This window comes from Paenibacillus sp. 37 (assembly GCF_008386395.1).
GTDB classification, from domain to species: Bacteria; Bacillota; Bacilli; order Paenibacillales; family Paenibacillaceae; genus Paenibacillus; species Paenibacillus amylolyticus_B.
Window position 1 is genome coordinate 2,047,311 of sequence record NZ_CP043761.1, and the last position, 26,525, is coordinate 2,073,835.

Consider the following 26,525-nt stretch of genomic DNA (forward strand, 5'->3'; position numbering starts at 1 on the left):
TGACCTATAGCGTGCATATTACTCGTTTTGCCAAACACAAAGGTAGAGTCTGGTCTATCCCAGCTACATATTTATACTAATGAACAGAGGAGAGGCTGCCATTGATCGATGCTCAAGGTAACGGACTTGTTTTCTTACTATGTGTTCCCCGCAGTGGTAGTTCCTTATCCACCGTCATGCTGCAAAATCATAGTCGTATATTTGCCACCCAGGAAATGTGGTTTCTGATGAATCTTGTCGATTTGAACAAAGCTGATTCACGTGCTTATGGTGGCAGCTCCATCATTCGTCAGTTCTACAATGCCATGGTATCTGAGGATGTCTTCGAAAAGGCGTGCAGAAGTTTTGCTCTTGAGATCTATAATGGATTCCTGGAAGGGAGCGGAGCAGACTTCATCGTTGATAAATCTCCACGATACTATTACATGCTGGAATGGCTGGATCGTCTGTTCCCTCAGTCCAAGCGCATTCATCTCCAGCGTAATCCTCTGGCCATAGCAGCATCATTCAAAAAGGTAAACCGCCACACAGGAGAAGGATTCGACCTGACTCATAGTCTGCAGAGCCCCAAATTAAATATGAAATCTGTAGATCTTACACTGGGTATGCTCCGCTTGAATGAGTATTTTGCCGAACCACATTCCAATGCATATGAATTGCAATATGAACGATTGGTTTCCAATCCTCAGGAAGAACTCGAGAAACTATGCGCGTTTCTGGGAATTCGATATGAACAGGGTATGGAGCAGTATGGACAGTTTCTGGACAGTGCCAAGTCTGACATGTTCTACAGTATGGGCGTGGGTGATCCATTCCTCTCTTCGCATCAAAAGGCACATCAGGGTTCTGTTAACAACTGGAAAAACATATTAGAACCGCATGAAGTTGAACTGTATTGCCGTGTGATGGGGGCAGATCTGTTCCACCGGATGGGATACAGTGAACAGCTGGCAGAAGCCGAACAATGGACGGGTGTACATTATGATGCAAGTCCGGATCAAGAGGTCATTGATCGAATCACGCATCAGTTGACAGCAGCGACAGGTTGCCAGTGGCAACCGCAATACCGAATGCAACCGGCAGATTCTGTCGTACATGATCCGCTTGGCAATCTTAATGACCAAGTTGTCGAGGAACCGGAAAAGATAGATCCCACACTGGCTGCACTGGCAACGATCAGACAGCTGCAAGCCGCATTACGGGCGGCGGATCATCGTCTTGAACGGGGTTACAGTGAGCGAGAACGCTTGAAAGTCCAGCTGGCTTCTGCTCAAAGCAAAATACAGCGTATCAAATCATGGGTACCATTTGGTCACCAGATCAGCGCCTGGGCTTCACAGCGCAAGATTCTACGGGGAGGCAAGTCATGAGCGCCATAGCAGGAATTGTACACAACGATGGTCAGCAGGCGCTATGGGAAGACAGCTGGCGTCTGTACGCAAGCCTGGGGCATGTCCCTGCGGATACAACAGGGGTGTGGAAAGGCAACGAGGCGTTCCTCAGCTGTCATGCCCAATGGATTACACCGGAATCGGTTAGCGAGAAGTTGCCTTTATATGATGAGGAAAGTGGTCTGACCATCACGGCAGATGCCATTCTGGATAACCGGGAACAACTGGCTGATCAACTACAGATATCCAGAGCTGAACTGGCTATGTTGGCGGATAGTGAATTGATCTTACGTGCCTATCAGCGCTGGGGAGACGATGTGGCTGTCCGATTGCTGGGTGATTTTGTATTTGCCATCTGGGATGAGCGGAACCGGAAACTGTATGCAGCGAGAGACATTACAGGCATGAGAGCTTTTTATTACCGACATGATGGTTCACGTTTTGCTTTCTGCACACTCATGAATCCGTTGCTTGGGCTTGAAGGGGTACATAAAGAACTTGATGAGACTTGGCTGTCCGAATTCCTTGCCATTCCTGACATGCATGATTCAGCAGATATCAATTCGACCGTATATCGGGGAATAAGCCAACTGCCTTCTGCACATACACTTGTCTTCCGGGATGGGAGACTGGAACTGAAGCAATATCATCGCTGGAATGAAGTCGAACCTCTGAGGCTTAAATCCGATGGTGAGTATGTAGAAGCGTTTCGGGAGGTCTTTGGGCAGGCGGTTGGATCGCGATTGCGAACTCACAGGCAGGTGGCTGCTGCTTTAAGTGGCGGACTGGACTCGGGAGCCGTGGTTGGTTTTGCTTCCGGTACACTGAGAAGTCAGGGTAAACGGCTGCAGGCCTATAGTTATGTTCCCGTACCGGATTTCACAGATTATACGTCGAAAACGTTGCTCGCAGACGAACGGCCCTTCATACGTTCAACCATTAATCACGTCGGCAATATCACAGAGAACTACCTTGATTTTGAAGGCAGAAGTCCACTCAGTGAAGTAGATACCTGGCTCGACATTATGGAAATGCCCTACAAATACTTTGAAAATTCATTCTGGATTCGCGGATTCTATGAAAAAGCGAGCCAGCAAGATGCAGGCATCCTGCTCACAGGCGCACGTGGTAATTTCACCATCTCCTGGGGGCCGGCTCTGGATTATTACGCCAGTCTCCTGAAAAGTGGACGCTGGTATCGCTGGTTCCGTGAGATGCAGCAGTATAGTGAGCGGACCGGAATGCCCTTCTCCCGTATAGCTAAGATCACCGGGAAAAAGGCATATCCGGAGTGGTTCAAGGCTCAGTCCAAAGGAGCAAGCCAGGCCGCGTCCGTGCAGTTGATCCATCCTGATTTTGCTCAAAGAACAGGTGTACTGGAAAGACTCAAATCCATTATTGTTTTGCAGGGCGGTGCCCAGGCTGATGCACTCAAAGTACGTGCCGAGAAATTCAATAACCTGGCTATTGCGAACAAAAACGGTGCTGTAGCTACAAAATGTTCTCTGCGTTACCGCGCTTGGGAACGTGATCCGACAAGTGATGCCAGAGTCATCCGGTTCTGTTTGTCCGTTCCGATTGAACAATATGTGAAACAAGGGACGGATCGTTCATTGATTCGCCGGGCTACTTCACCGGAGTTGCCTGACAAGGTCAGATTGAATCAACGGGTACGGGGTGTGCAGCCTGCAGATTGGTTACATCGCATCATTCCGAATTGGGATGCCTTTACGGCTGAGTTACGTGCTTTGTGTTCTGACAGCAAGGTTGCTGGCATATTAAACACGGAGCGTATCAAGTCTGCCCTGGCCAATTTTCCGAGTCCAAGACCTGAACTTGCTTCGCATCCAGATCTGCGATTGATGATGCATAGTCTGATCGTCTATCGGTTCATTCGGAAATTCTGATATAGCCCGGTGAACTGTGGGCCCGGCTTTTCCTTACATTTGACTCATGATAGGAGGTGAATACGATGCAAAGGGAAAAAAAGGAATGGCAAGAACCAGCACTGGAAATATTGGAAGTCAACCAAACAATGGCGGGCACAGGTTACAAACATATTGACTGGGTTACGGTTCACGATGCGGATCTCTACGGAACTAGTTAGAAAGCTTTACCATATGCCATCATACTTAGAACTGCGAAAAGGAGGTGAATACGATGCAAATGGAAAAAAAGGAATGGCAAGCACCAGCTCTTGAAGTGTTGGAAGTCAATCAAACAATGGCCGGTACTGGCTACAGACAAATTGACTGGATCACGGTTCACGATGCGGATCTGTACGATCCAACTTCCTAAGTTATTTAGTTCCAAAACGTGTCATCATACTTAAAGGGCGGAAATGCAACAAATCCAGCTTTTCGCCTCCGCCCTTATATTGAGCAACATGAATATAAGGGCTTTTTTTACATTTTATTACGAAGGAGGCGTCGTTCATTGTTACCTGTGCATTATGTGGCGTATGGTCTGCGCTGGTCGAGCCAAATTCGAATGCCTGAACTACAGATTGCACCCAAGGATGCGGAGACTGATTTTGATGTCGTGGATGTGCACATCGAGTCTTCAGATCTGACCCCATTGTGGGAGGATTGGGATGTAGGCAACGACAACTTTGTGGCACGGGATGGCAGCCTTTTTTTCAAAATCGAAGATGCAGGCCTGTTTCTAATGGAGCATGGAAAGCGTATCCTTGTATCCCCTCAGCCTGGAGCGGACGAGAAAAAGGTCAGATTATTCATCCTGGGCACATGTATGGCTGTCATTATGATGCAGCGTGGTATTCTTCCATTGCATGGCAGTGCTGTGGTTATTGATGGCTGGGCTTACGCATTTGTCGGACATTCGGGGGCAGGAAAATCGACGTTGTCGGCTGCTCTGGCATCACGTGGGTATCCGCTTCTCACCGATGATGTTGTCGCACTGACCTGGGATGCCGGGGGAAGAGCCATCGTATCACCTGGTTATCCGCAGCAGAAATTGTGGCAGCCCAGTCTGGATGGTTTCGGCATGAAGGAACAGGATTATGCCACGGTTCACGCAGAGATTACGAAGTATGCGATACCTGTTCAGCACTATTTTCATGAGATGGCCGTACCACTTGGTGGAATATTCGAACTTGCTCCCCGACCGGAAGAAAACCAAACATCTGTTCAACTGGTTGAAGTGACGGGGCTAGAACGACTGCATCTGTTATGCTCGCATACGTTCCGTGGTGGACTCGTTGCAAGACAGGGGCTGGCACAATGGTTGTTTGAGACGGCTTCAAGGCTTTCAGCAAGTGTGGAGATTGGCAGATTGGTCAGAACGGGTGCTGAGTTTACAGCATTTGAGATGGTGGATCGGATCACAGATCATATACGTAAAGGAGTGCATACAGGACAATGACAGCGACTACGCCGATGAATGTGGAAGACCGGGTAACCCGGAAGGAAGGCAATCTGGTCAGTGATATGGGCAGTGAGAAAGTCATGATGAGCATTAGCTCTGGAAAATACTACAATCTGGGGAGTACCGGTGGACGAATCTGGGACCTGATCGCAGAAGAACGCACGCTGGGTGAAGTTGTTGAGGTACTTGCTGCGGAGTACGAGATTGAGCCAGATGTATGTCGTGAGCAGGTGGTGCAATTCCTGGAACATCTGTCCCGTGAAGGTTTAATCGACGTTACTCGCGGAGTGTAGAATCATGTTGCGAAAAATAAAGGCTTATCTCTCGCTCCCGCGGTCAATGCGTCGACTGGTATGGGAGGCCTATATCCTCCTTGGCTGGGCACGCATACAGAAGGCTATGCCATTTGCCAAAATCGCGCCAGGGCTGGGTACGCCTATGGTAGAAACACCGATGACAGGACTTGATCGCAGCGAGGTCATTACTATACGGAATATTTCCAAAGCGATTTCGCTCGCCAGCAAATATACGTTATGGGAAAGCCGCTGCCTTGTAATGGCGATTGCCGGGATGAAGATGCTTGAGCGACGCAAGATAGAGAGTACGTTATATATGGGGACTGCGCGGAATAAGCAAGGACATATGATGGCTCATGCCTGGCTGCGAAGTGGTAAATTGATCGTGACCGGAGCTGATACTATGGACCAATATACGGTTGTCGGTGTGTTTGGCAAACGGTGTCCGGAGAAGGGATCTGGGGAGATTGTCTATGATACATGAAAGTGAACTCTATTCATCAGGGTTTCCAAAGGAGCTTAAGCTGATTTTGAGCATGATTAGAGGTGATCTGACGGCTCTATCCCCTGAAGAACTCAAGGCGGGTTTGCAAGGAACCGATTGGCAGCTCTTTCTGCGGCTTGTCTATCATCACCGCTTATACTCTGTCCTTTATTTGAAAATGAAAGAATTGAACTCTGCAATCATTCCTGCAGATGTTATGGAGAGTCTGAGACAACAATATACGGTCAATACGTTCCGCATGTTACATCTGACAGCTGAAATGGAGCAGGTGTGTGGAGCTTTTCGTGAACGCGGTATCCGCAATATTACACTAAAGGGACCAGCGCTCGCCCATGATCTCTATGGCGATGTATCCATGCGAACCTCCAAAGACCTGGATATCCTGATTCCGTTCGATGATGTGGAAGCAGCTGAAGGCATTCTGGCTACCCTCGGATACGTATCCAAGGAAGGGGAGCGGGCACCTACGGTGCGCAGCTGGAAATGGCGGGAACATCATATCTGTTACACCCATCCGGTCAAAAGGACTCAAGTAGAGATCCATTGGCGTCTGAACCCGGATTCGGGGAAAGAAACCGATTTTGAATTGCTGTGGAAACGCAGCCGGTTCAGTTCATACACACAGACACCTGTCCGTATGCTCGAACAAGAAGATCTATGGGCCTATCTCGTAACCCATGGTGCACGACACGGCTGGTTCAGACTGCGCTGGTTACTGGATATCGACCAGATGATCCGCAGCATGCCACTTGATGTGAGGAAATTAGAGAGACGTCTGAAAGCGGAGGGACGTTTATCGATCGGTTCGCAGGCTCTTCACTTAGCCTCAGATCTGTTGAATACGTCGCTGGATGTAGAGTACAGGTCCTTGATGTCCTTGAGTGACCGTACAGGCAAGCGATTAGCCAACGAAGGTGCAAAGTTCATGAACGACATGCTGGAAAGTCCGGCTGATATGAAGTCTTATCCATCGTATCTGTTTAAACTTCGAAGTACAAAACAGAAATGGTTTTTCTTTATTGAGCGTTTATATCCAAGTACATGGGATGTGGATCAATTGCCACTTCCACGTTCTTTGTTTTTTCTATACTTTCCGTTACGTCCGTTTCTCTGGTTCTGGCGGCGAATTAAAAGGTATACGGTGACGGAAAGGGGTAAAGTATGATCTCGGAATTAAGGTATTTCATGCGAAAGTTGCATCATGTCACGGGGCCCATTTTATATTGGAATCTGCTAGGGATGATCTGTATCAGTCTCATGGAAGGGATCGGTATCTACATGCTTGTTCCGATGCTGAGTCTGATTGGCATATTTGAGATGGGCTCCACAGGCTTAAACATTCCCTGGCTTGGCGAAGTGTTGAATCGTTTTTCTGATAATAGCCAATTGTTACTCGTATTGTTCACCTTTGTGTTGATTGTCTCCGGACAAGCCTGGATGCAACGTCTCCAGACGATCCGCAATACTCGAATCCAGCAGCAATTTGTACGAACGCTGCGCATGGAAACCTATGCTGCTATTATTATGGCGCAGTGGTCATTTTTTCTCCAAAAACGAAAATCCGATTTCAACCATATATTAACGACTGAACTTGCACGTGTGAGCCAGGGAACGAGCATTATGCTGCAAATGGCAGCCTCTCTGATCTTTACGGGTATTCAGATCGGTCTTGCTTTCTGGTTATCCGCCAAATTGACGGCACTTGTGCTGGTCTGTGGATTGTTATTATTTATCGTCTTACGAAAATTCGTCAAGCGGGCCAAGCAGATCGGAGACCAGACCTCTGAATTCTCACAAAGTTATTATAACGGCATTACCGAGCATTTTAACGGCATTAAAGATATTAAGAGCAATATGCTTGAGCGCTCACACATGAACTGGTTTGAGCGCATGTGCAGACAGATAGAACGCAATGTCATTCAATTTAGCCAATTAAACAGTGGGACACAGCTGATTCACCGGATGTCCGCGGCAATCATCATTGCGGCATTCATCTATCTTTCTCTCCGTGTAATGACGGTGCCACCCGCAAGTCTGCTGCTCATTATCCTTATCTTTTCCCGGTTATGGCCAAGGTTTACGGCGATTCAGTCCAATCTGGAGTACATCAGCTCCATGCTGCCTGCATTTCGGGTAGTCAGAGAACTGCAAGCGCAGACGGCGAAAAGTCGTGAGATTAGTGCAGAGATTGCTTCGGCAGGAGACGTTGGAACTGATGGGATTCAACCTATGGAACTGAAGGAATCTATCACCTGTGAGGATGTCTGCTATCGCTATGAGGGAAGTGATGCGTACTCATTGAGAAATGTGCACGCTTCGATTCCAGCAAGGGGTATGACCGCAATTGTGGGGAAATCCGGAGCAGGAAAGAGCACGCTGATAGATCTGATTATGGGCCTCGTAAGGCCTGAATCTGGTCGTATTCTGATTGACGGAGTGCCTCTGTCAGAAGAACGATTATTGAGCTGGCGAAGTTCCATCGGATATGTCTCCCAGGACCCATTCCTGTTTCATACGAGTATTCGTGAGAATCTGCGTCTTGTTGATCCAAATGCAAGTGAAGAACAGATGTGGCAGGCTTTGCAATTTTCCTCCTCTGCGGCATTTGTACGGAAGTTGCCTCAGGGTCTGGATACGATCATTGGTGATCGGGGTATTCGTCTATCCGGGGGTGAACGTCAGCGATTGGTGCTTGCCCGGGCTATGCTGCGTAATCCTTCTGTATTGGTACTGGATGAAGCAACGAGTGCGCTGGACAGTGAGAATGAACAGTACATTCATGAGGCGTTAGAACGGCTAAAAGGACATGTGACCATTATCGTGATTGCACACCGATTGTCCACGATACGGACGGCAGATCGTGTAATTGTGCTTGATGAAGGTCGGGTGATTCAAGAAGGCGGGTACCAGCAGTTATCTACAGATCCGGTAGGGACGTTCAGAAAGCTTCTTAATATGCAAGCGGGTGTCGTGGGGCAGTAAGTGAGTAAGTAAGTGAGTGGACATTAGAAGACGTTCAAACGCGATGGTAAAGCATGTGTATCTTCTTCTCTGTATTCATTTATTGATGGTATAACCAGCAATGGGTTCACGTAAAAGAGGCGCGCCACGATGGGCGCGCCTTTCATGTTGGTGGTTCGTATATTGACCAAGGATTAATGAACAACAGCTGTTTTCGTAGGAAGCGGCAGTTGAAGAGCACCGATCTGCTCCAAATGCTGTACGATCTCTTGCACGGCTTCCTCAATGGACCATTGCTCTGTATCGATAATAAATGAAGGAGATATTGGTACATCATAGGGGGCGGAAATGCCTGTGAAATGCGGGATATCACCATTGCGGGCTTTTTTGTATAGACCCTTGGGATCACGACGCTCACATTCTTGAATTGAACAGCGCACATAGATTTCAATGAAATCATCTGGTTCAAATAACTGTCTAACCATCTCCCGATCCTGTTCATGAGGAGAGATAAAAGCCGAAAGTACAAACAACCCGGCATCTACCATTAACTTCGATACTTCTCCAATTCGCCGCAAATTTTCTTGACGATCCCCTGTTGTAAAACCGAGATCACGGTTCAGTCCATGACGTACATTATCCCCGTCCAGAACATAACAGCGTACGCCTTGGTCGTAAAGATACTGCTCCAGGGCAAATGCAAGGGATGACTTTCCTGCACCTGATAACCCGGTGAACCAGATGGCACGACTACGGTGCCCATTATGTTTCTCCCGGTCCTGTCTGTTGATGTTGGATGATTGCCAGGTTATATTGCGCTCTTCCTTCGACATGAGTATCCCGCCTTTTCCCTACCATGATATGTATAATATTTTAACATATTTACAAGATTATAGCACCTTACAGATTTCTTCAAAATAAGCGTGAATCGACAAAATATCGGGTATAGATGTAGTACATAAATAAGCATTATGCATATATCCAAGGAGTTTTTTGCATGAAATGATGTAAAATGCTCACATCGCAGGAGGAACAATGTCATGAACGAAAACATACAAAACATACAAGTTGGATTCAAATGCCCGGATTGCCATCAGGAGGTTCGAGTGGAATTTATAGATGAACAGGTCAGCACAGTTCGTTGTAAAGGTTGTGACAGAGCGTACACCCTTTTGAAGCCAACCATTGGTGATGAAATTCTTCTGGATTGGGAACAGGAGGCGTTATATCACAAGCTGAGAGCAGAAAGATCTGAACTGGATAATCACAATATGTCTGCCTTGATTATCAAAGTTATCGAGTTGCTTACATGGCGTGATCGGGGAGATGGACAAACTCGTGCCATACAGACCGTGAGGGAATGGCTTGCCTCCAGTGGCAAACCCCAGACCTTGCTTGAATTGTTCTATCAATCTCCGCCACAACCTGAAAATAAACGTTTTGATCGTTAAGGATTTACATACATTAGCTGTTCCTGTGGCATATTACCTGAAGGTGTTCGTGTGTGCAAACGACTAACCGAATTTTCAGGAACAGGAGCGGATGGAATGAAGCGAATGGTTCTATATATACTGGTGGCACTGTTATCCATCAGTATGGTACCGGCACAGACTGAAGCATCACCGGTTACCGGAGCGTATCACTTTGGCTTCAAAAAAAGTCAAAACGGTCAACTGCCCTCCATTGATCAGGAAGGCTTTAAATCGATCTTACAACATAACGATGCCATTTTCCTGGGGGATACAAAACAGAAGGAATTGTATCTCACGTTTGATAACGGGTATGAGAATGGATTCACACCTGCCATACTGGATGTTTTGCGTACCAAGAAGGTGCCAGCTGCTTTCTTTGTGACAGGTCATTATCTGAAAGATCAGCCTGAGTTGGTCAAACGTATGGCGGCTGAAGGTCATATTGTCGGTAATCATTCATGGAGTCATCCGGATATGACCCGCATCTCCAATGAAAAGCTTAGAGAGGAACTTGAGAAGGTCAAGTCAGAGGTCAATCGGTTGACGGGTCAACAAGCGACCTTTTTACGCCCACCGCGCGGGATTTTTAACAATCGTACGCTCGCAGAGAGTCATGCCCAAGGGTATGTGAACGTGTTCTGGTCTGTTGCTTATAAAGATTGGGATACCAATGTGCAGCGTGGCGCACAATATGCTCATCAACAGGTGTTGAAACAACTCCATCCGGGCGCTGTCATTTTGCTTCATTCGGTATCCAAAGATAACACGGAAGCTCTGGGTTCCATTATTGATGAGGCCCGCAAGCAAGGATATGCATTCAAAAGTCTGAATGATCTGCGGACCAAAAATTATTGATCTGTATCGTAATGAACAATGGACCAAACGTAAGTCATCAAAAAATTTAGCGAAATATTAAAGGGCATCCTGAGCGATTAAGCTCGGAATGCCCTTTTTAGTTATAACGGTATGCCAGTCCAAGTATTGGATGTACCACATATAGATTTAGAAGAAAGGATCGGGTAATACGATACGATGTAAAGTGTAATACTATAAAACAGTGTTATAGATGATTCCAATTGTTTTCGGGCCGCAATGACTGCATACTACACAACCAGCAGTGGTTAGTTCAACTCGGGCACCGGTTTGTTCCTGCAAAGACTTCTGCAAGTCAAGCGCATCCTCTTCAGCCATGGTGTGCACAACAATCAGCAGGTCTGGATCGATCTGATCCTTATGGCTGAGCGTATTATTCAGCATTTGTTCCAGAGCTTTCTCCCGTTTGCCGCGCACTTTATAGGCAGGTGCCATCTTGCCATCCGTTACCCGGATGACAGGACGAATCTTGAGCAGGCTTCCAATCAGGTTCTGCATGCCCGAACAGCGTCCGCCTTTATGCAGATACTCCAGTGTATCGATGACAAACTCGGTGCGTACATTTGATTTCATTGCCTCAATCAGGTGTGTAATCTGAGTCAGGTTTTGTCCTTTATCAGCAGCATGTACAGCTTTCATCACCATCAGCGCAATTCCTGATGAGAGATTCTGTGAGTCAATGACCGAAATTCGACCTTCCGGGAACTCGGAACTCGCTAGTCGTGCATTTTGATAGGTGGAAGAAAGTTCAGAAGATAAGCTGATATATAAAATCTCATCCCCTTGATCTATGTAAGGTTGAAATGCCGTTATGAAGTCAGCGGGGGAAGGTGCAGCTGTTTTGGGAAGACGCCCATCTTGGCTAACACGTTCATATAGCTGTTCAGGTTTAATCTCAGCACCGTCTTTCAGTGATTCTTCACCGAACACGACATATAAAGGGATGATTCCGATATCGTGCTGCTGGATCCATTCTGGAGCCAGATCACTTGTGCTGTCCGCAAAAATTTTGATTCGTGACATGTCAATCTCCTTTAAAAACAATGATTTTGGCAAAAAATATAGATTATACTTATGTGTAAACCCATTCATTTTAATTATAAGGAAACATGACGCTGATGCAAAGCGTTACATCAGCGTCATGCCTACCAAGATAAGTGCAACGAATAACAGAATCATGATCCCATTTAATATGGTTCCGATAATGGCAAAAACTTTCTTTCGATTCTTGAGGACAAGACCAATAATTCCGACGATGCCTCCGGCCAGATTGAGAATCAGGCAGACCAGAATGGCTAATGAAGCCAGAACCACTGCTGGATGCAAGGCGATCTCTTCTGTCTGCAACGGGGTGAGAACTCCGATGGACTCGTTTACAGCCATGGTGGCAATAAAGAATATCAGAATATAACCCAAGATTGCAACCAACCCAATGACAAAGCTGGCGATCCCAGGTCCGGAATGTTTCAGTGGTATCATTGGTTGCCTCTCATGATCTGGCGGGTAGGCTTCATACCCATTGTTATTGTATGGATCTGCATGGCCAGGATTCTGATCCGTGTTGTTATAACCTGAATTATAGGAATCACGATTATCCATAATGTTGACTTGCCTCCCTTAATCATCGTACTGAGTGTTATTAACCTAATCGATGAGTAATTACTAGCTTCATCCCATCTTCTCGGTACTAAAAACCAATCTTTTTGAAATTGCACTTAAAATACAACGATTACATACCTGTTTACTTTTCCATAAATATCGATAAAAATCAAGGATTTACGCTTGTTTCCTACAATTTATAGGGCAGGGATAGAATTGTTAAGTATAAACAGACATATGATCTTTGAAGCTCCACCCCGACTGGTAAAGGAGGAGGGGATTCGCTACAATAATAGGAGGAAGAGTTGAATTAAGGGAGAGAACTTATATGCAACGAAGATGGATGATGCTTGGAGCTGTAATGACCATGCTATCAGTGGCGATAGGTGCGTTTGGTGCTCACATGCTCAAGGATACGATTGGACCGGCGGCCATAGCTACATATGAGACAGGTGTGCAATATCATATGATTCATGCATTGGCTTTGCTCATTATTGGCTTGACGGCTGGTCAACTTGGAGGGTCTACAAAACTGAAGTGGGCAGCACGTTTGTTGTTTATCGGAATTATCGTGTTCTCAGGCAGCTTGTATGTGCTTAGTATTTCTGGCATCAAGATTCTGGGTGCCATCACACCGATTGGTGGGGTAGCCTTCATTGCCGGATGGTTGTTATTGGCATTAGATGTATGGCAGCGAGGTAAGGATCGCTCCTGATCGGTCCAAACAAATCTTGGAGGGTTCAATCCTGCATGAACCATAGAACTAAAAAAGCAACTTGCGTTAGAATGTTCCGTCATTCTAACGCAAGTTGCTTTTTGTTTTAATCCGATGAAGTTAGTTACAGAAACTCATCGATTTCATTGGTTCGGAACGTATACACTTGTTTTTCATCGACATGGTAGATGCTCACAATACTGGTATCACGATCAAAATTCAGAATACGGCAAGGAATGCTCTGATGTTTACCGTTCTTGTTATTGACAACAATACGGGTGAGTTTATTCTCTTTAATGAGCGTGTCAATCCACGCGTCAAACGAGTTTCCATCGGAAACATTGGATGTTTGGGTGGCAGGCTTTTTCTCGCTAACCGGTTTTTCTTGTTGATTCTGTGTTTTGACTGGAGCAGGTGAGGCAGGTGTCTGAGCTGCAGTGGACGCCTTCTGTGCTGCGTTGGCTTTTTTGCGTTCGTTGTGAAGTGTGACGAAAGAGTCCTTCTTGGACTGGAGTGTCGCTTCAATAATTTTGCCTAGCTCTATGCCGGATTGAATCCGAAAGTCCGCAATTTGTTCTTCATTGTTTATGAACTCCAACAGGGACTGCAGTGCCAATGCATTTGAGCGGCTCTTAATAAGTATATCGACATTAAATAAAAAGCCGATGTCCTCTTGATTGGATAAGGTTTCTTTCATTCATCCCAGCCCCGTTAAAAAGTATGTCAGCTCAAAAAAACGCTTCAATTCACTATATCATTAAAAAGGAAATTATCATAGTGCTAGAGACGCAGAAATATGCCGATTCGAAATGAATCGAGTCCCGGAGTGTCCCTTGATTTCTCCCCAGAATAGAACAAATAATCTTCTTTTTTCATCCCCTGATCGTCCTGTTTGCCTGCGTCAGTCATGCGGGTCTACTCTATAATTTATTTAATCAGGACAGGAATCAACAGGGGGAATCGGGAATGGGCAATGCATATCAGGATCGATTGAGATACGTTTATAAAATTACATCTTCCAAAATTAGAAAAGCGGATTATAATCTGCATCTTACTTATCAAGAAGCGACAGTAAATGGAGAAGTGGCATCTATTGGAAACCATCAGGTATTTCGTTTTATCGATCGTATTCGAGGCTATAAGGAGAGGGAACAAGATCTGGCTAGAATCAAGCTGGAAATAGAGCGATTAAAAACCTTGAAAACCAATGCTGAACATAAAAGAGCAATGAAGAAATTGCATGAAGAACTGAAAAATCTGAAGTTTGCCGATGATTACTTGCTGTTGGTCATTGAAAATAATAAAGACTATGACCGGCTGAATTCATCGAAATCCTTCTCTGTTAACGGCAAAAAATATAAGCGGTTATTGGCTACGACAGGTGGAGCCAAAAGTTCGACAGTCATCTATGTGAGTGAGGATATTCATCCGCTGTTGGAGAAAAGATTGAATAACGGCAGAGATCCCAATAAAGAGCTGGTTCCTGCCAAACTGGAGGCATATAAGGCCCTGGCTTGCAGTACAAGCACGCCTGTGTCACATCCGGAACGGGTACTGGTTGTTCATGATTGTATAACTGAATTTGGCGCAGATATTATTCAGATTGATGATACCGAGACAGAATACCCTCGCATTGAGAGTAGGAAAAATGAGCCTATTCAGATGAATATGAGTGACGGATTTGGTCTTATCTCTCCTGCACTTAGTGAACGATGGGCAACCGAGCTGGGACATGCATATATCCCGGGTGGATTTTGTATTCGTAATAGCTTCTGTAAAGGGATGGTATTTACATTTGATTATCACGAATTTGCAGATCGAGTTGCAGGCAATTATATGGTGGACGATGCCTGGGGTAATCCTGTGGATATTCGTGAGGTAGACCTGATCATCACAACGTCCATGCTCAAACTATGGAGCTCATACAACAGTATCGACGATTACCTGTTATGTTGCGGTTATTATGGCTACACGTTCAGTGTAACGAAGGTTACACCCGAAGAACTGGAGGATGAGCGTCATTTAAATTACCAGTTTATTCAGTCACTCCAATTGGATGATAACGAGATTGGTGAACTTATTCGTCCCACGATAGACTCGATTAAAGATGTACTAGGTGAAGACTATCGCAAGGCACTGTTATTTCTCAAAGGAATTCACATCCATGAGAACGATTATAGAAATAGTCCAGATGATTATATTAAAGGGTTGATGGTAGACCGACGACTTATAGATGATCCTTTTGTGCGAAGCAAAATTCATACCTTAATACGTAAACGAATGAATGAAGCCAAGATCGGAGTTCTAAGAGTGAAAGGCAATTTCAGCATTATAGCTGGCGATCCCTATACATTGTGTCAGAGCATATTTGGTTTGCCTTTAACAGGATTGCTGAGTTCAGGTGAGTTCTACTCCAAATATTGGAACGGACGCCATGTGGACCGTGTAGCTTGCTTCAGAGCTCCGATGACTTGTCATAACAATATCAAGGTGCTTCGTTTTCAAAATACAGATGAGATGCAGCATTGGTATCGTTATATGAACACGGTCACGATCTTAAATTCATGGGATACGACGACGCATTCCTTAAATGGTGCAGATATGGATAGTGATCAGGTCTTAACTACAGACAATCACACAATTCTTGGGGCTATTCAGGAGCTTGATGCGATTGTATGTGTACAGAAAACCTCAGCCCAAAAAATTCCGGATGAAAAGGATCTAATTCAGGCCAACAAAGACAGCTTTGGTGATCTGATCGGTTTTACAACGAACAAAATTACGTCGATGTTCGATATTTTAGCCAATTATGAGGAGCAAAGTGCAGAATATCAGGAAATGATGTACCGAATTCAATGTGGTCAGCATTATCAACAAAATGCCATTGATCAGGCCAAAGGTATTGAATGCAAAAAAATGCCGAAGCACTGGTATGATATTCGCGCTGCGGTAACGGACGAGTCTGCCTTGAAAATGGTAGCACACAAGAAGCCTTATTTTTTCATATACAATGACCCGGAACAGAAAAAAGAATATACCACCTATATAGAAAAAACGAGTCAGAAGTGCTTGCAGTTATTTGGCATGACTGTGGATGAGTTGTATTCGAGGAAGGAGCTATCTCCGGAGCAGGAACAGTTCCTGGCACAGTATGAACAGAGAATGCCTGTATCCACAGCACCTTCTGTGATGAACCGGTTATGCCATCAAGTGGAAGATGAGTTCAACAAGTTAAAGTTAAATCAGAATGAAAGTCCGTTTGATCATACGATATTGATGAGTACCAAGAAATATTCCCAGGCTCGTTACAAAGAGATTCAACGATTATATCAGATCCATAACGAAGAATTACGTAGTTATATGACTAACTTGCGCAAGAGTAAGGTGAAAAAGGAAGAAAGATCTGCCCGATGGCAGTTGTTTGTTTCACGCTTTAAGGAGCAGGCGCTGGAGATCTGTAATAACGAAGAAGATCTGTGCAATATGATTGTGGACATGTGTTATCGAAATGTCGAGAAATCGAAGCAATTTGTATGGGATGTGTCGGGAGATCAGATTATTCGCAATCTGTTGCATAGCAATGAACACATCGTCCATTATCCGGTTAGAGACCCGGACGGCGATATTGAGTATGCCGGAAGAACCTTTAAAATGACCCAAATGCATGTGAAGGAGCAGCGTCTTGAAAATCATTCTGAATGAACGTCATCATGCCGAGCAAGCAATTGCACATGGGAAAATGGATAAGAAGCCAACCAAAACGTTGATTTGTTTAGCTAAATACGGGCTTGAACGGGGGAAGAACGCCGAAGATGCGTATGCGTTGTTAAATCAGTTTATGACCAAGTATTATCCAGACTACAATGCTGTCCAGTGGGAGATATTTCTCAATCGTATCATTAAGCAATCTCAGAAGTATATCAAGATAAGGGAGGAGGCCAACAAGAGCACGCTAATCGAGATTGATCATGTACCTGTAACACTCGAAGAACTTCAAAAGATCAAACAACTTAAAAGTAAACGACTCGAGAAACTGGCCTTTGTTTTACTGGTCTACAGCAAAATTAATAATCGAATCAATGAAAATGATACGTACTGGATTAATAATGAATGGAAAGAAATTTACGGTGATAGTCAAATGGCTGTAAGCAAAAAAGATCAGGGGTTATTGGTGCACAAACTTATTCAGTTAGGGTATCTCAAAGAAAGTAAACGCGTCGATTCAACGAATGTACAGGTTTTGTTCGCTGCGGAGCATGGTGAGGTTGCCTTCCAGTTAGTTCGCTTCGATGACTTTGTGTTGGAGTACTCTCGCTGGAAAGGAGAAAATATTAAAAATTGTACCGTATGCGGAAAACGGATGCTGGCAAAATCGAACCGAATGAAATACTGCAAGGAGTGCAAAAAAGCTGGCATTAGTCCAATTAGAAAACTTCTCTAAAGCTAGACACATCAATGCTTTTCATGGATGTTCAAGAATTTCTTTAATGATAAGCCAGAGACAGGTTTCCTAGTTATGGGGGAGGTATCAACTTGGAAACAGTCTTATGAAGAAAATATGCTACATAACGCTTAGGTAGGTGAATTATGTCAAATGGGATAACTTTAGCACATGTAGAGTCTTTAATTAGAGAAGCGGTGAAACATAGCGGTCCTGGACAGCCTGGAGACCCTGGGGAAACCGAACTGGCCATCAAACGTGCACTGGAGGCTGCTGGCGAAGCCTTACAGGCTGCCGGAAAAGCAAAAGAGGCTTATCAAACGACTCGACTTGTGTATCAGAGTCCAGTTGCAGATTTAGAGGAGTTAAGTAAGAAGTACCCTTCTCCTGAAATAGGCTGGACGGTACAGACGTATAAGGATGGTAAGAGATATCGTTATGATGGTAAGACATGGGTTGAGATTGATGTATTTGGTCAAAACCTTCAGGTGGTTAATTCCGATGTGGATGGGCTCATGAGTACAGCTGAACACCTGAAATTAAATGAAATTCCGTTGGAAGTACAGGATCGCGTTATGGTCTTTTGCAAAGAATCACGGGTGTACCCGGAAGTACTGGGGATTTTAGCCCCCTTTCCATTCGATGGCGAGATTTTACATGTAAAAGGCTACTGTGGAGTTTCTGGAGATACCGCAACTGAAATAAGAATTGAACGATCCAAGGATCTCATTCACTGGCAGGACGTGATGGGAAGTTCACTGAAGTTTGAGGCACTTCAACATCAAGATGACGGTGAGGCTACATTTGAGAAGAAAAAAGTGGAGGCTGGAGATATTTTCAGAATCAACATCATCGAAGCAGGTTCAAACATTCAGCATCTTACGATTCAATTAACGATCAGAACATAAAAAGGAGATGGAATATAATGACACAACCGATTATTTCATGGATGGACGCAACACACAGCAAGGAGATTGTAGCACCGTTTGATTATGGTGTTATTGATGCAGATACCAAAAGTGAAATTCGTATTTTTAATGTGTGGAACAATAAGAATGGTGCTTCGGACGTATCTAAAATGGAAGATTGCACGATTACAACGCGAGATATGACTGGTGGTACTGGAGATACGGAGGCTCATGATGTAGAAGTGGTGAAGAATAACTGGTTCCACGTTCAGGTTGATTCCTTGGGGGAGACAGACCTGGAAGAGGAAAGTTCTCGTATCGGCAGGGATTTTTCCAAACCCATTGGAACAACAGGCAAGACAACCAAAGATCATACAGGAACCGCTTATGCAACACCATTTGCACCGGGACCGAAAGAAATCTTGGGCGTGAGTAACAATGGAAATCCTCAAGATGCGGCTGGTAACTATGTGACCCTTTCCATTCAATGTGTAGTACCGCTGAATGCAAAAAGTGGCAAGCAACAGTTCAAGAAACGTATCTCCTATCGTTACGTGTAAAAAAGAAATAATTATGTGGACAGGCTATTGCAGCCTGTCCTTTTTATTAAAAGGGGGAAATCCTGTGATTCTAGGTAATACACAATTTACGCGCTCACCTGTATCTCAAGCTTATGTATGGATTGCTGATTATTATGATGGTACTTATTTAAGCGAATTCGATTTGCAGACACAACAATCAAACAGTTTTTATAAAATTAACAAGGAAAAGTTGGTCTCTTTCGGATTGATTGGCCAAGGGTCTCACGTGTATCACAACGTTGCCAACGGTGTATTTCATATTAATTCGGATAGGTACTCTATATCATACGTATGTGACGATCAAGAATACCCGCTAACAGGTAGGACCTTTCTATATAGTGACATTATTCAGTTCAAGAATGTTTCTTCAGATGTGAACATGAGTGGCCACTCAGGTCCTGGGGGCTCAGGGGCTTTCAATAATACAATTGAATGTTTTAATTTCGGATACAAAAAAACAATGAATTTGAATGATGTGCAGATTAACTTTCAGTGTGTGTGTTCACTGCCTTTGAAAGAAACGGCCTTTCTCCAAATTAAAATCACCTCAGATCAGGACCTGCCTGGGCAATTGGTTATTCGTAAAAATGGCTTTGTCATAGATCAAATCGTAGCTCCTCTGAAGGCAAATCATGCAGGAATCATAAACTGGGACATTCGTTGAGTTGGATTTTGAGATGAGATAGGTGGTGAAAGTATGGCGATTCAAGAAATTGCATTAGATATAGATCTATCTGTAGGTATTTTTCAAGATACGATATTCGAGGATCAGAAATTGAAATTAAGAGAGTTGGGTCAGGATGCGGACGGGAATTCAATCTATCCTTCTAATGGATCTTGGGAGTCCATTCCCATTCGGATTCAGGACAAAATCGCTTCATTTAAAGGTGTGGTTGCAAGTGTAGACGCATTGGGAGGAGCATCATACAAAATCTACTGGAGTACATCTGAGGATGGCTTTGAGTGGGGGGCGTATGAGGAAATCGTAGCAGATGTAACTGCTCCTAAATCTCCAGCAAAGTACGTGAAGGTGAAAATTGAGATTGTTGCTGAGAAAGAATATTCGAATTTCTACATAGACGATTTTAATCAGAAGGGGAAATACAGTAATCCCTTTATTGAAAGTGATTCGGGTTCACTAGGCTTAAAGAAACTATATCAATTGAACATGGAACGAGCCTTGGATACTCCAACAGGGATGGTGCTAAGTCAGAAGGTTGAAAAAGTGAAATTCAAGAAATTAGATAGCATTAGAGTGAGTAAGGGGTGATTTTATGGCAGTTCCAGCGACTACAGGGCAGTTAAGAGAGCGTGTGGAGGACATGGAGATTGGGGATTATATTGTCTGGAAGTACGACAATACAATAAGTGGATACATTTTCGGAGGAAGTACGGCGGGTTATACAGATATTCCACTAACAGGAAATCCAATAGCCAGTATGCCTTTGAAATATTTCTGGTATGCCGTCAAAGTGGACAAAGGATTACTAATAGCAGATAGAGTTGTGAGTAACACGACTACATGGGATTGGTTAAATTCCAATAAGTTCGTCGAAGGTTCGCCACGCATTATAAGTGAAACATCAGGTGTTGTGCGTTGCCCAAGTGGGGGTGTTGCATATGCCGATTCTAGTGGAAATAAAGTTTTAACTACAACTAATACAGGGTATGGAGCTTGGCCTACGATAAATGAGTGGGATACATATGTTGTTAGATTCCCAATGAATAAGATTCTTTCTGGAAAATCATTGAATGATGTATGGAACTTTAAGTGCATGACATGGTGTGAAGAAACGACAATATCTCTATCTGGAACAGTACCCGGAGGCTGGACAACGGGTGGCAGAACAGTTCGTTCTGAAAATACAACAAACAGCAAAGATAGATTTTGGAGTACAGCTTCCAATTACTCCAATGTAGCAGTGGGCTTTCGTCCGGTATTTGAATATAAGGAGGTGTAATGATGGCAGCTGTAGGAGATCAAATAAAAGAACCGGAGGCAGGATGGAGACGTTATGATGATACACATATTGCCTTAAAGTATACGGGCAGTTGGTACAAGGTAACCAGCACGAATTACTATAATGGTAGTGTAAATGTAACGACCAGAGCGGCAGACAACAATTATGTGGCATTTTCTTTTTATGGAACTAACATTAGGGTCATCTCTGACATTGCACAAGATAGACATTCGGATAATACGATTACTGTAGATGGTGTAACTGAATCATTTAATACATATAAATCGGGAACTGCTGTATTAAATGCAATTGTCTATGAAAAAACGAACTTACCTCTTGGATTTCACACAGTTACAATTACGGTAGGGCATAATCGTACTAACTTCATCATGGATGCTATAGATATTGATGAGTCAGGATATCTTTATGGACATGCTCTAACCTCCCCCGAAGATGGATGGAAGAGGTATGATGATTCAAGTTCAGAGATAATATATGATGGATGGTTAAGATACCCTTCGGGACAAACTGGCTCCTACAACAATTCATTCAGTGCTTCCAATAATACAGTTAACAAGAAAGCTACCTTTACATTTAAAGGCACTAAACTCAGGCTGATAACTATGACTCATTCAGACTCAACCACTATTGGAAAAATATCTATTGATGGTACTCCCTATGATGTTTCTTTTTATAGTAGTTCGGCTATAAATCAAGTTCTTGTTTTCGAGAAAACGGGGCTTGAAGATTCTCTTCATACAATTGAAATATATTCTTCTGAAGCCAAAAACATCAGAATAGATGCTGTAGACATTGACCTTGATGGACGAATGTTTCATCCAGATGAAGTGACAAGCATTGCAGAACTAGAGATTGGAAAGCGAATCAGATGTCATTACATTGCGGCTAGAAATAGTGCTGGAGTATTTAGTAGGCTTGGAGAAGAGACTTTTGATCTTATAAATTCTTCAGGAAGTCCTATTCCAATGGGAGATTTTTATTGGATTATGGTTGAGGACTGGAACAAGAGAAAGTTTCTAGTTGCTGATAGAAATATACAGAATACTATATCTTGGGACTCGATTAACAAGGAGGGGTATGTTTTTAGGGTCGAATCAACAACTATTTATAAGACTCACAACAAGACACCATTTATAAATTCAGCATCAGATGTATATAACGTAACTGGCGTTGGAACTTCTCTAACTAATGAAGATCCTTGGAGAGCCTTTGCGTCAGCCGGATTCTGGGGTTCCTATGCAGGTACAGGTTTAATATTAGACTGCAAGCGAAGAGTGAAGTTTGGAGAAATAAAAGTAACTGCTTACTATGGAGCGAATATGGCTTCAGTGATTGATGTATACGGAAGTGATAATAATATCGATTATACTCTAATAAAAAGTTGCCAAAAATCCACTTGGAGCAACTCAGAACAAGCGACATTTTATTTTGACGAACCCGTAGAATACAGATATTACAAGATAATGAAGACCGCACAAGTATCGGGTAGCAATGCGGCACGATTAACTCTTGAGTTAAGTTACGCAGAGGAAATAGACAATAATCATATTTTCAAATTAAGACTCCTCACAGGCGGTATTAACGCAATAGATAAGGATAATGAATGGGATAAGTATATTGTAAACTCAACACTGAATGGAACGATCATTGCTGGTGACAACAATGTGTGGAATTGGAGCGGTATATCGTCTTACTCATCTACAAGTAGTGCGTCTGGATCTCGATCTCAAAGAGGAAATAATCCTGTTTCTGGTTATGCTGGCATAGCAACCAATTCAACCAATAGCACATCTGGATTCAGACCCTTAATTGAGATTGAAATTCTTCCAATGAACAGATCGTTCATTAAACATGATGGAGCGTTTAAGAGATATGTACCTAAAGATTTTATCGAATCTAAAGATAACGTGATACCAGTTATGACTTCTAACACCACTCCATCAGGTATCGCGAGTGCAAGTAGCATTAACAGTGCAAGCTTTGATGCATACCAAGCATTCAATGGAATACAGGATGAACGATATGGATGGGCTTTTCTAACGCCTATAAGTTGGTTGCAATATCAATTCCCGACTAAGAAGATTATATACAAATATTCTCTTGCTATGAGGACTAATGGAACCTATTATGTTACTGGTGAACCACCAAAATCATGGACATTTGAAGGCAGTAATGATGGCGTTAATTGGATTGTCTTGGATACACAGACTAACAATACGACATTAGCCAGAGGATCGATAGAAGAGTATAGGTTTAATAATTCAGATGCTTACATCTGTTATAGAGTAAACGTGAGCGCCAATCAGGGAAATGCAACAGTAACAGTAATTGCAGAGTTGAAAATGTTTGAGAAAACACCAAAAGGTGGAGCAGTGGGATGGAATACAATTTCAGCAATTTTACCATCAGAAGACACTTTTATTAATGACGGAATGAATGATCTATCTGTATTAGATAGAAAAAACGAAGTTTTCGCTCAGACTATGACTGCCAATGGATCGCTAGGATCAGGCAAAATGTTCAAAGGAAGTATTGATCTGAAGAAGTTCTTTGAAACGAACTTGAGTGTGAAGTAGGGTGTAAATGCTCTACTTCTTTTTGTTTTTTAATAATGATTTCACAAGAAAGGAGATGGTTTTATGGCAACATATATTTATGGATCTAATGTCATAGCAAATATGACATCCAACAGTAGTGTTTCCCAGATAGCTTCTGCAAGCAGTGAATATGGTACTAGTTATGCGGCTTGGAAGGCATTTGATGGAGTATCGAGTACTGCTCAAGGATGGGTTTCGCGTGGTATCGCCTTTCCTATTTTTCTGCAAATCAGATTGCAAAATAAGGTAATTGCAAGAAAGTATGGTCTATTTAGTGCGAGACAAGTGGAGTCTCCAAAAGATTGGACATTTGAAGGATCTAATGATGGTGTTGAATGGGTTGTTTTAGATACACAAGTAAACGTTATTTCATGGATAAATGGAGGAATAAAAGAATTTACTATTAATAACAATGAAGCATTTCAGTTCTATAGAATTAATATTACTTCACATAATGGAGATGTAAACTACGTTGGAGTTTCAGAGTTTAGCATTTATGAAGGTACGATCCTTTATGACAATAAAATCTTACTTTCGTCAGGACATAAAAACTATCGCCTTGAAAAGACAGTTAGTAGAGAAAATGCTGTACCAGTTATGACATCTGCCTTAAATGCTAATGTAGAGATAACTTCAAGTGCATATAATGCTTCTGACTATCCATGGTATGCTTTTGATGGAATTGTAAATGCGACAGTTAGACCATTTTGGTTTACAAATTCAACCCCACCAGCAGGAGGACATTGGTTACAAGTTAAATTTGTAAAACCGAAAGTTATTACAGGCATATCATTAGCATCGCTACTTATAACGGGAAGCTCGCACTCTATCAAGGAATTTGAACTATATGGATCGAATGATGGTGTTGTGTATGATAAGTTATACACAAACACACAACTTAATATAGGTACGAAGATATACTATGATTTTGAGAGTAGTAAAGCATATTCGTATTATCGTTTAAACATCTTAAGTTCTTATAATTTAGCCTCCACAGTCGGCGTAAATGAAATGGAAATATTCCAAAAAAAGAATCAAACAATGTATGTATTAGAAACAAGCGATGAAATTGACTTTATCAAATATGGTATGAAAAGCGATATATCATTAAAGGAAGCGGTTGATAATGTCAAAGATGTAATCAAAATGAATCTATCTTTAGCTTCAGGAAAAACCTTCGAACACTCAATTGATATGTCAAAACGCCGAGTTGATAAAATTATGCTTGGCTAATTTTTATGAGGGACACATCTATATGGTGTGTTCTATTTGTTTTTGAAAGGAGATGTATAAATGTATACTTATACAGATAATCTGATTCCTATTATGACATCAATGACTGCTCCAAGTGGTAGGGCTTTTTCTAGCAGTTATGCTACTTCGGGAAATAATGCTGACAAAGCATTCGATAATTCTGATGTCTATGGCTACGTAAGTGGAAATGGTAGTGTAGGATATATTGGATATGAATTCGTTAATCCTATTAGAATTGGCAAGTATATAGTACGAAGTTTGTCTGCAACTTACTTTCCTCATATGCCAAAAAATTGGACATTTGAAGGATCAAATGATGACATTAATTGGACTGTATTGGACACACAAGTAAATCAAACTTGGACAACTGCTAATACAAATAAGGAATACGTTATTGATGTTAGTAAAGCTAAACTCTACAAAATGTACAGGTTAAATTGGACTGCTAACAATGGTGGGGCACAAGTTGTAATAAATGAATTGAAAATGTTTGGTTTAAACTCTCTCATCAAATTCTTGATTTCATCTGGTGATGAATACTATAGTATCGAAAATATGTACAAAGACAATGCTATTCCAGCTATGACAAGTAATACATCTCCATCGGGTGTAGCTGAAGCCAGCTCAACGTATTCGACTTTTTACCCATGGAAATCTTTCGATAGACTTGTTGATCAGAACGGATGGGTTACTGCAAGCGGAGTTTTAGTAGGTTGGCTTAGTTATGAATTTCCTTCTACTGTAACTATAACAGGCTATTCTATAAAATCTGGTACAACTCCAGCTTATAGACTCCCGAAGAATTGGACTTTTGAGGGATGGGATGGTACGAAATGGGCTATCCTTGACACCAGAATAAATGAGCCAAACTTTACTGGAGAAGAGTTCCGTATGTATTATTTCAAAAATAAATTTGATTTCAAAAAATATAGAATTAATGTTACTGCCAACCAAGGGGCTGGAGACTTCTTGGCGATTGGTGATTTTGGCATGTATGAATCCGAAAGGTACATAACTTCCGTGGAAAGTTCAGAAGTAAGTATTCTTGAACATGGGATGAACAAAGGAATGATTATTGATTTGGAGGATGAATTCAGCGAAAGAAGGTCATTGGTTAAAGAATGTGAAAAAATCGGTTCAGGGAAAGTCTTTAAGAAAAAAATCGACACTAACAAAGTGCCAATCAAGAAAGCATCAATTATTTAAATCAGTTAAATGAAATTGTATTATTTATATTTAGAAGGGAGATGGAATTATGGCAAAGCTTGTGAATATCGTACCACCTATGACATCGTATACTTCACCTTCAGGGGTAGTAAGCTACAATGGTCAAAATGGTGCATATCACGCTTATAAAGCCTTTGATAGAAGTCAAGGTACGTTCTACGGAACCTATCGTGTCACTAATACATGGGTTTCTTACAGGTTTCCAACCTCTATAAAATTGGCAGGGTACTCGATATATTGCTTGGAAAACAACTCGCCACCTCGATCTTGGGTTCTGGAAGCAAGTAATGATGCAGTTACATGGGATCTAATTGACACAAGAAATGATTATGTAGT

General features: G+C 42.8%; 26 protein-coding genes. 22 read left to right on the forward strand and 4 right to left on the reverse strand.

Annotation, left to right across the window (positions count from 1 at the left end):
* Positions 1 to 101: 101 nt before the first annotated feature.
* From F0220_RS09300 to F0220_RS09340, 9 genes are all read left to right on the forward strand, one after another.
* Positions 102 to 1,370: a sulfotransferase family protein gene (locus F0220_RS09300; protein ID WP_105598019.1), complete on the forward strand. Its 1,269-nt coding sequence runs from the start codon at positions 102 to 104 to the stop codon at positions 1,368 to 1,370.
* Positions 1,367 to 3,298 (forward strand): asparagine synthase-related protein, encoded by a 1,932-nt coding sequence (locus F0220_RS09305; RefSeq protein WP_091014639.1) that lies wholly within the window; start codon positions 1,367 to 1,369, stop codon positions 3,296 to 3,298. The genes F0220_RS09300 and F0220_RS09305 overlap by 4 nt, the downstream gene beginning before the upstream one ends.
* Positions 3,299 to 3,363: 65 nt before the next feature.
* Positions 3,364 to 3,498, forward strand: coding sequence for a paeninodin family lasso peptide (locus F0220_RS09310; protein WP_105598020.1), 135 nt, complete (start codon positions 3,364 to 3,366; stop codon positions 3,496 to 3,498).
* Positions 3,499 to 3,551: 53 nt separating this feature from the next.
* On the forward strand, positions 3,552 to 3,689 hold the full coding sequence (locus F0220_RS09315) for a paeninodin family lasso peptide (protein ID WP_174806426.1): 138 nt from the start codon (positions 3,552 to 3,554) through the stop codon (positions 3,687 to 3,689).
* Positions 3,690 to 3,827: 138 nt separating this feature from the next.
* A complete protein-coding gene (locus F0220_RS09320; protein ID WP_105598021.1) occupies positions 3,828 to 4,775 on the forward strand; it encodes an aldolase in 948 nt (315 codons plus the stop codon).
* Entirely contained in the window at positions 4,772 to 5,071 is a 300-nt protein-coding gene (locus F0220_RS09325; protein ID WP_017689560.1) for a lasso peptide biosynthesis PqqD family chaperone, read from the forward strand. The genes F0220_RS09320 and F0220_RS09325 overlap by 4 nt, the downstream gene beginning before the upstream one ends.
* A 4-nt stretch (positions 5,072 to 5,075) precedes the next feature.
* A complete protein-coding gene (locus tag F0220_RS09330; protein ID WP_091014637.1) occupies positions 5,076 to 5,558 on the forward strand; it encodes a lasso peptide biosynthesis B2 protein in 483 nt (160 codons plus the stop codon).
* A gap of 52 nt (positions 5,559 to 5,610) precedes the next feature.
* Positions 5,611 to 6,744: a nucleotidyltransferase domain-containing protein gene (locus F0220_RS09335; RefSeq protein ID WP_223199976.1), complete on the forward strand. Its 1,134-nt coding sequence runs from the start codon at positions 5,611 to 5,613 to the stop codon at positions 6,742 to 6,744.
* A gap of 20 nt (positions 6,745 to 6,764) precedes the next feature.
* Positions 6,765 to 8,561: an ABC transporter ATP-binding protein gene (locus F0220_RS09340; protein ID WP_223199905.1), complete on the forward strand. Its 1,797-nt coding sequence runs from the start codon at positions 6,765 to 6,767 to the stop codon at positions 8,559 to 8,561.
* Positions 8,562 to 8,734: 173 nt separating this feature from the next.
* Here the strand turns inward: F0220_RS09340 and cysC are convergent, their stop codons facing one another.
* The gene (gene cysC / locus F0220_RS09345; RefSeq protein WP_105598023.1) at positions 8,735 to 9,373 is read right to left on the reverse strand and encodes an adenylyl-sulfate kinase; all 639 of its coding nucleotides are present in this window, start codon (positions 9,371 to 9,373) and stop codon (positions 8,735 to 8,737) included.
* 207 nt (positions 9,374 to 9,580) lie between these two features.
* Here cysC and F0220_RS09350 point away from each other — a divergent pair, with 207 nt between their 5' ends.
* Positions 9,581 to 9,991 carry a hypothetical protein gene (locus F0220_RS09350; protein ID WP_091014632.1) on the forward strand — a complete coding sequence of 137 codons (411 nt, stop codon included), beginning with the start codon at positions 9,581 to 9,583 and terminating at the stop codon, positions 9,989 to 9,991.
* Positions 9,992 to 10,087: 96 nt separating this feature from the next.
* The gene (pdaA, locus tag F0220_RS09355; RefSeq protein WP_105598024.1) at positions 10,088 to 10,867 is read left to right on the forward strand and encodes a delta-lactam-biosynthetic de-N-acetylase; all 780 of its coding nucleotides are present in this window, start codon (positions 10,088 to 10,090) and stop codon (positions 10,865 to 10,867) included.
* A gap of 192 nt (positions 10,868 to 11,059) precedes the next feature.
* Here the strand turns inward: pdaA and F0220_RS09360 are convergent, their stop codons facing one another.
* Both F0220_RS09360 and F0220_RS09365 read right to left on the reverse strand, forming a co-directional pair.
* Positions 11,060 to 11,908: a DegV family protein gene (locus tag F0220_RS09360; protein WP_091014628.1), complete on the reverse strand. Its 849-nt coding sequence runs from the start codon at positions 11,906 to 11,908 to the stop codon at positions 11,060 to 11,062.
* 105 nt (positions 11,909 to 12,013) lie between these two features.
* Complete coding sequence (locus tag F0220_RS09365) at positions 12,014 to 12,484, reverse strand: hypothetical protein (protein WP_105598025.1); 471 nt, start codon at positions 12,482 to 12,484, stop codon at positions 12,014 to 12,016.
* 328 nt (positions 12,485 to 12,812) lie between these two features.
* Here F0220_RS09365 and F0220_RS09370 point away from each other — a divergent pair, with 328 nt between their 5' ends.
* Complete coding sequence (locus tag F0220_RS09370) at positions 12,813 to 13,199, forward strand: DUF423 domain-containing protein (protein WP_091014626.1); 387 nt, start codon at positions 12,813 to 12,815, stop codon at positions 13,197 to 13,199.
* 124 nt (positions 13,200 to 13,323) lie between these two features.
* On the opposite strand, the gene F0220_RS09375 is transcribed toward F0220_RS09370, so the two are convergent.
* Positions 13,324 to 13,896 (reverse strand): hypothetical protein, encoded by a 573-nt coding sequence (locus tag F0220_RS09375; protein ID WP_091014625.1) that lies wholly within the window; start codon positions 13,894 to 13,896, stop codon positions 13,324 to 13,326.
* A gap of 269 nt (positions 13,897 to 14,165) precedes the next feature.
* Here F0220_RS09375 and F0220_RS09380 point away from each other — a divergent pair, with 269 nt between their 5' ends.
* The 10 genes from F0220_RS09380 (at position 14,166) to F0220_RS09425 (ending at position 26,168) form a co-directional block, all read left to right on the forward strand.
* Complete coding sequence (locus F0220_RS09380; RefSeq protein WP_149846486.1) at positions 14,166 to 16,901, forward strand: RNA dependent RNA polymerase; 2,736 nt, start codon at positions 14,166 to 14,168, stop codon at positions 16,899 to 16,901.
* A complete protein-coding gene (locus F0220_RS09385) occupies positions 16,882 to 17,640 on the forward strand; it encodes a hypothetical protein (RefSeq protein ID WP_105598027.1) in 759 nt (252 codons plus the stop codon). Before F0220_RS09380 ends, F0220_RS09385 begins: the two co-directional genes overlap by 20 nt.
* Positions 17,641 to 17,786: 146 nt before the next feature.
* Positions 17,787 to 18,548, forward strand: coding sequence for a hypothetical protein (locus F0220_RS09390; RefSeq protein WP_105598028.1), 762 nt, complete (start codon positions 17,787 to 17,789; stop codon positions 18,546 to 18,548).
* A gap of 17 nt (positions 18,549 to 18,565) precedes the next feature.
* Positions 18,566 to 19,108: a hypothetical protein gene (locus F0220_RS09395; RefSeq protein ID WP_105598029.1), complete on the forward strand. Its 543-nt coding sequence runs from the start codon at positions 18,566 to 18,568 to the stop codon at positions 19,106 to 19,108.
* Between the two features lie 64 nt (positions 19,109 to 19,172).
* A complete protein-coding gene (locus F0220_RS09400; RefSeq protein WP_105598030.1) occupies positions 19,173 to 19,793 on the forward strand; it encodes a hypothetical protein in 621 nt (206 codons plus the stop codon).
* Positions 19,794 to 19,826: 33 nt separating this feature from the next.
* Positions 19,827 to 20,399 carry a hypothetical protein gene (locus F0220_RS09405; protein WP_105598031.1) on the forward strand — a complete coding sequence of 191 codons (573 nt, stop codon included), beginning with the start codon at positions 19,827 to 19,829 and terminating at the stop codon, positions 20,397 to 20,399.
* Between the two features lie 4 nt (positions 20,400 to 20,403).
* Positions 20,404 to 21,090, forward strand: a complete 687-nt coding sequence (locus tag F0220_RS09410) for a hypothetical protein (RefSeq protein ID WP_105598032.1) — start codon at positions 20,404 to 20,406, stop codon at positions 21,088 to 21,090.
* On the forward strand, positions 21,090 to 23,687 hold the full coding sequence (locus F0220_RS09415) for a hypothetical protein (RefSeq protein ID WP_146118048.1): 2,598 nt from the start codon (positions 21,090 to 21,092) through the stop codon (positions 23,685 to 23,687). The genes F0220_RS09410 and F0220_RS09415 overlap by 1 nt, the downstream gene beginning before the upstream one ends.
* 63 nt (positions 23,688 to 23,750) lie before the next feature.
* A complete protein-coding gene (locus F0220_RS09420; RefSeq protein WP_105598034.1) occupies positions 23,751 to 24,941 on the forward strand; it encodes a discoidin domain-containing protein in 1,191 nt (396 codons plus the stop codon).
* 60 nt (positions 24,942 to 25,001) lie between these two features.
* The gene (locus tag F0220_RS09425) at positions 25,002 to 26,168 is read left to right on the forward strand and encodes a hypothetical protein (RefSeq protein ID WP_105598035.1); all 1,167 of its coding nucleotides are present in this window, start codon (positions 25,002 to 25,004) and stop codon (positions 26,166 to 26,168) included.
* Positions 26,169 to 26,525 lie beyond the last annotated feature (357 nt).

Coding starts and splice junctions, on each gene's coding strand:
- F0220_RS09305 (WP_091014639.1), top strand. CDS start 1,367: ATGAGCGCCATAGCAGGAATTGTACACAACGATGGTCAGCAGGCGCTA.
- F0220_RS09310 (WP_105598020.1), top strand. CDS start 3,364: ATGCAAAGGGAAAAAAAGGAATGGCAAGAACCAGCACTGGAAATATTG.
- F0220_RS09315 (WP_174806426.1), top strand. CDS start 3,552: ATGCAAATGGAAAAAAAGGAATGGCAAGCACCAGCTCTTGAAGTGTTG.
- F0220_RS09325 (WP_017689560.1), top strand. CDS start 4,772: ATGACAGCGACTACGCCGATGAATGTGGAAGACCGGGTAACCCGGAAG.
- F0220_RS09330 (WP_091014637.1), top strand. CDS start 5,076: ATGTTGCGAAAAATAAAGGCTTATCTCTCGCTCCCGCGGTCAATGCGT.
- F0220_RS09335 (WP_223199976.1), top strand. CDS start 5,611: ATGATTAGAGGTGATCTGACGGCTCTATCCCCTGAAGAACTCAAGGCG.
- F0220_RS09340 (WP_223199905.1), top strand. CDS start 6,765: ATGCGAAAGTTGCATCATGTCACGGGGCCCATTTTATATTGGAATCTG.
- cysC (WP_105598023.1), bottom strand. CDS start 9,373: ATGTCGAAGGAAGAGCGCAATATAACCTGGCAATCATCCAACATCAAC.
- F0220_RS09350 (WP_091014632.1), top strand. CDS start 9,581: ATGAACGAAAACATACAAAACATACAAGTTGGATTCAAATGCCCGGAT.
- pdaA (WP_105598024.1), top strand. CDS start 10,088: ATGAAGCGAATGGTTCTATATATACTGGTGGCACTGTTATCCATCAGT.
- F0220_RS09360 (WP_091014628.1), bottom strand. CDS start 11,908: ATGTCACGAATCAAAATTTTTGCGGACAGCACAAGTGATCTGGCTCCA.
- F0220_RS09365 (WP_105598025.1), bottom strand. CDS start 12,484: ATGGATAATCGTGATTCCTATAATTCAGGTTATAACAACACGGATCAG.
- F0220_RS09370 (WP_091014626.1), top strand. CDS start 12,813: ATGCAACGAAGATGGATGATGCTTGGAGCTGTAATGACCATGCTATCA.
- F0220_RS09375 (WP_091014625.1), bottom strand. CDS start 13,896: ATGAAAGAAACCTTATCCAATCAAGAGGACATCGGCTTTTTATTTAAT.
- F0220_RS09380 (WP_149846486.1), top strand. CDS start 14,166: ATGGGCAATGCATATCAGGATCGATTGAGATACGTTTATAAAATTACA.
- F0220_RS09390 (WP_105598028.1), top strand. CDS start 17,787: ATGTCAAATGGGATAACTTTAGCACATGTAGAGTCTTTAATTAGAGAA.
- F0220_RS09395 (WP_105598029.1), top strand. CDS start 18,566: ATGACACAACCGATTATTTCATGGATGGACGCAACACACAGCAAGGAG.
- F0220_RS09405 (WP_105598031.1), top strand. CDS start 19,827: ATGGCGATTCAAGAAATTGCATTAGATATAGATCTATCTGTAGGTATT.
- F0220_RS09410 (WP_105598032.1), top strand. CDS start 20,404: ATGGCAGTTCCAGCGACTACAGGGCAGTTAAGAGAGCGTGTGGAGGAC.
- F0220_RS09415 (WP_146118048.1), top strand. CDS start 21,090: ATGATGGCAGCTGTAGGAGATCAAATAAAAGAACCGGAGGCAGGATGG.
- F0220_RS09420 (WP_105598034.1), top strand. CDS start 23,751: ATGGCAACATATATTTATGGATCTAATGTCATAGCAAATATGACATCC.
- F0220_RS09425 (WP_105598035.1), top strand. CDS start 25,002: ATGTATACTTATACAGATAATCTGATTCCTATTATGACATCAATGACT.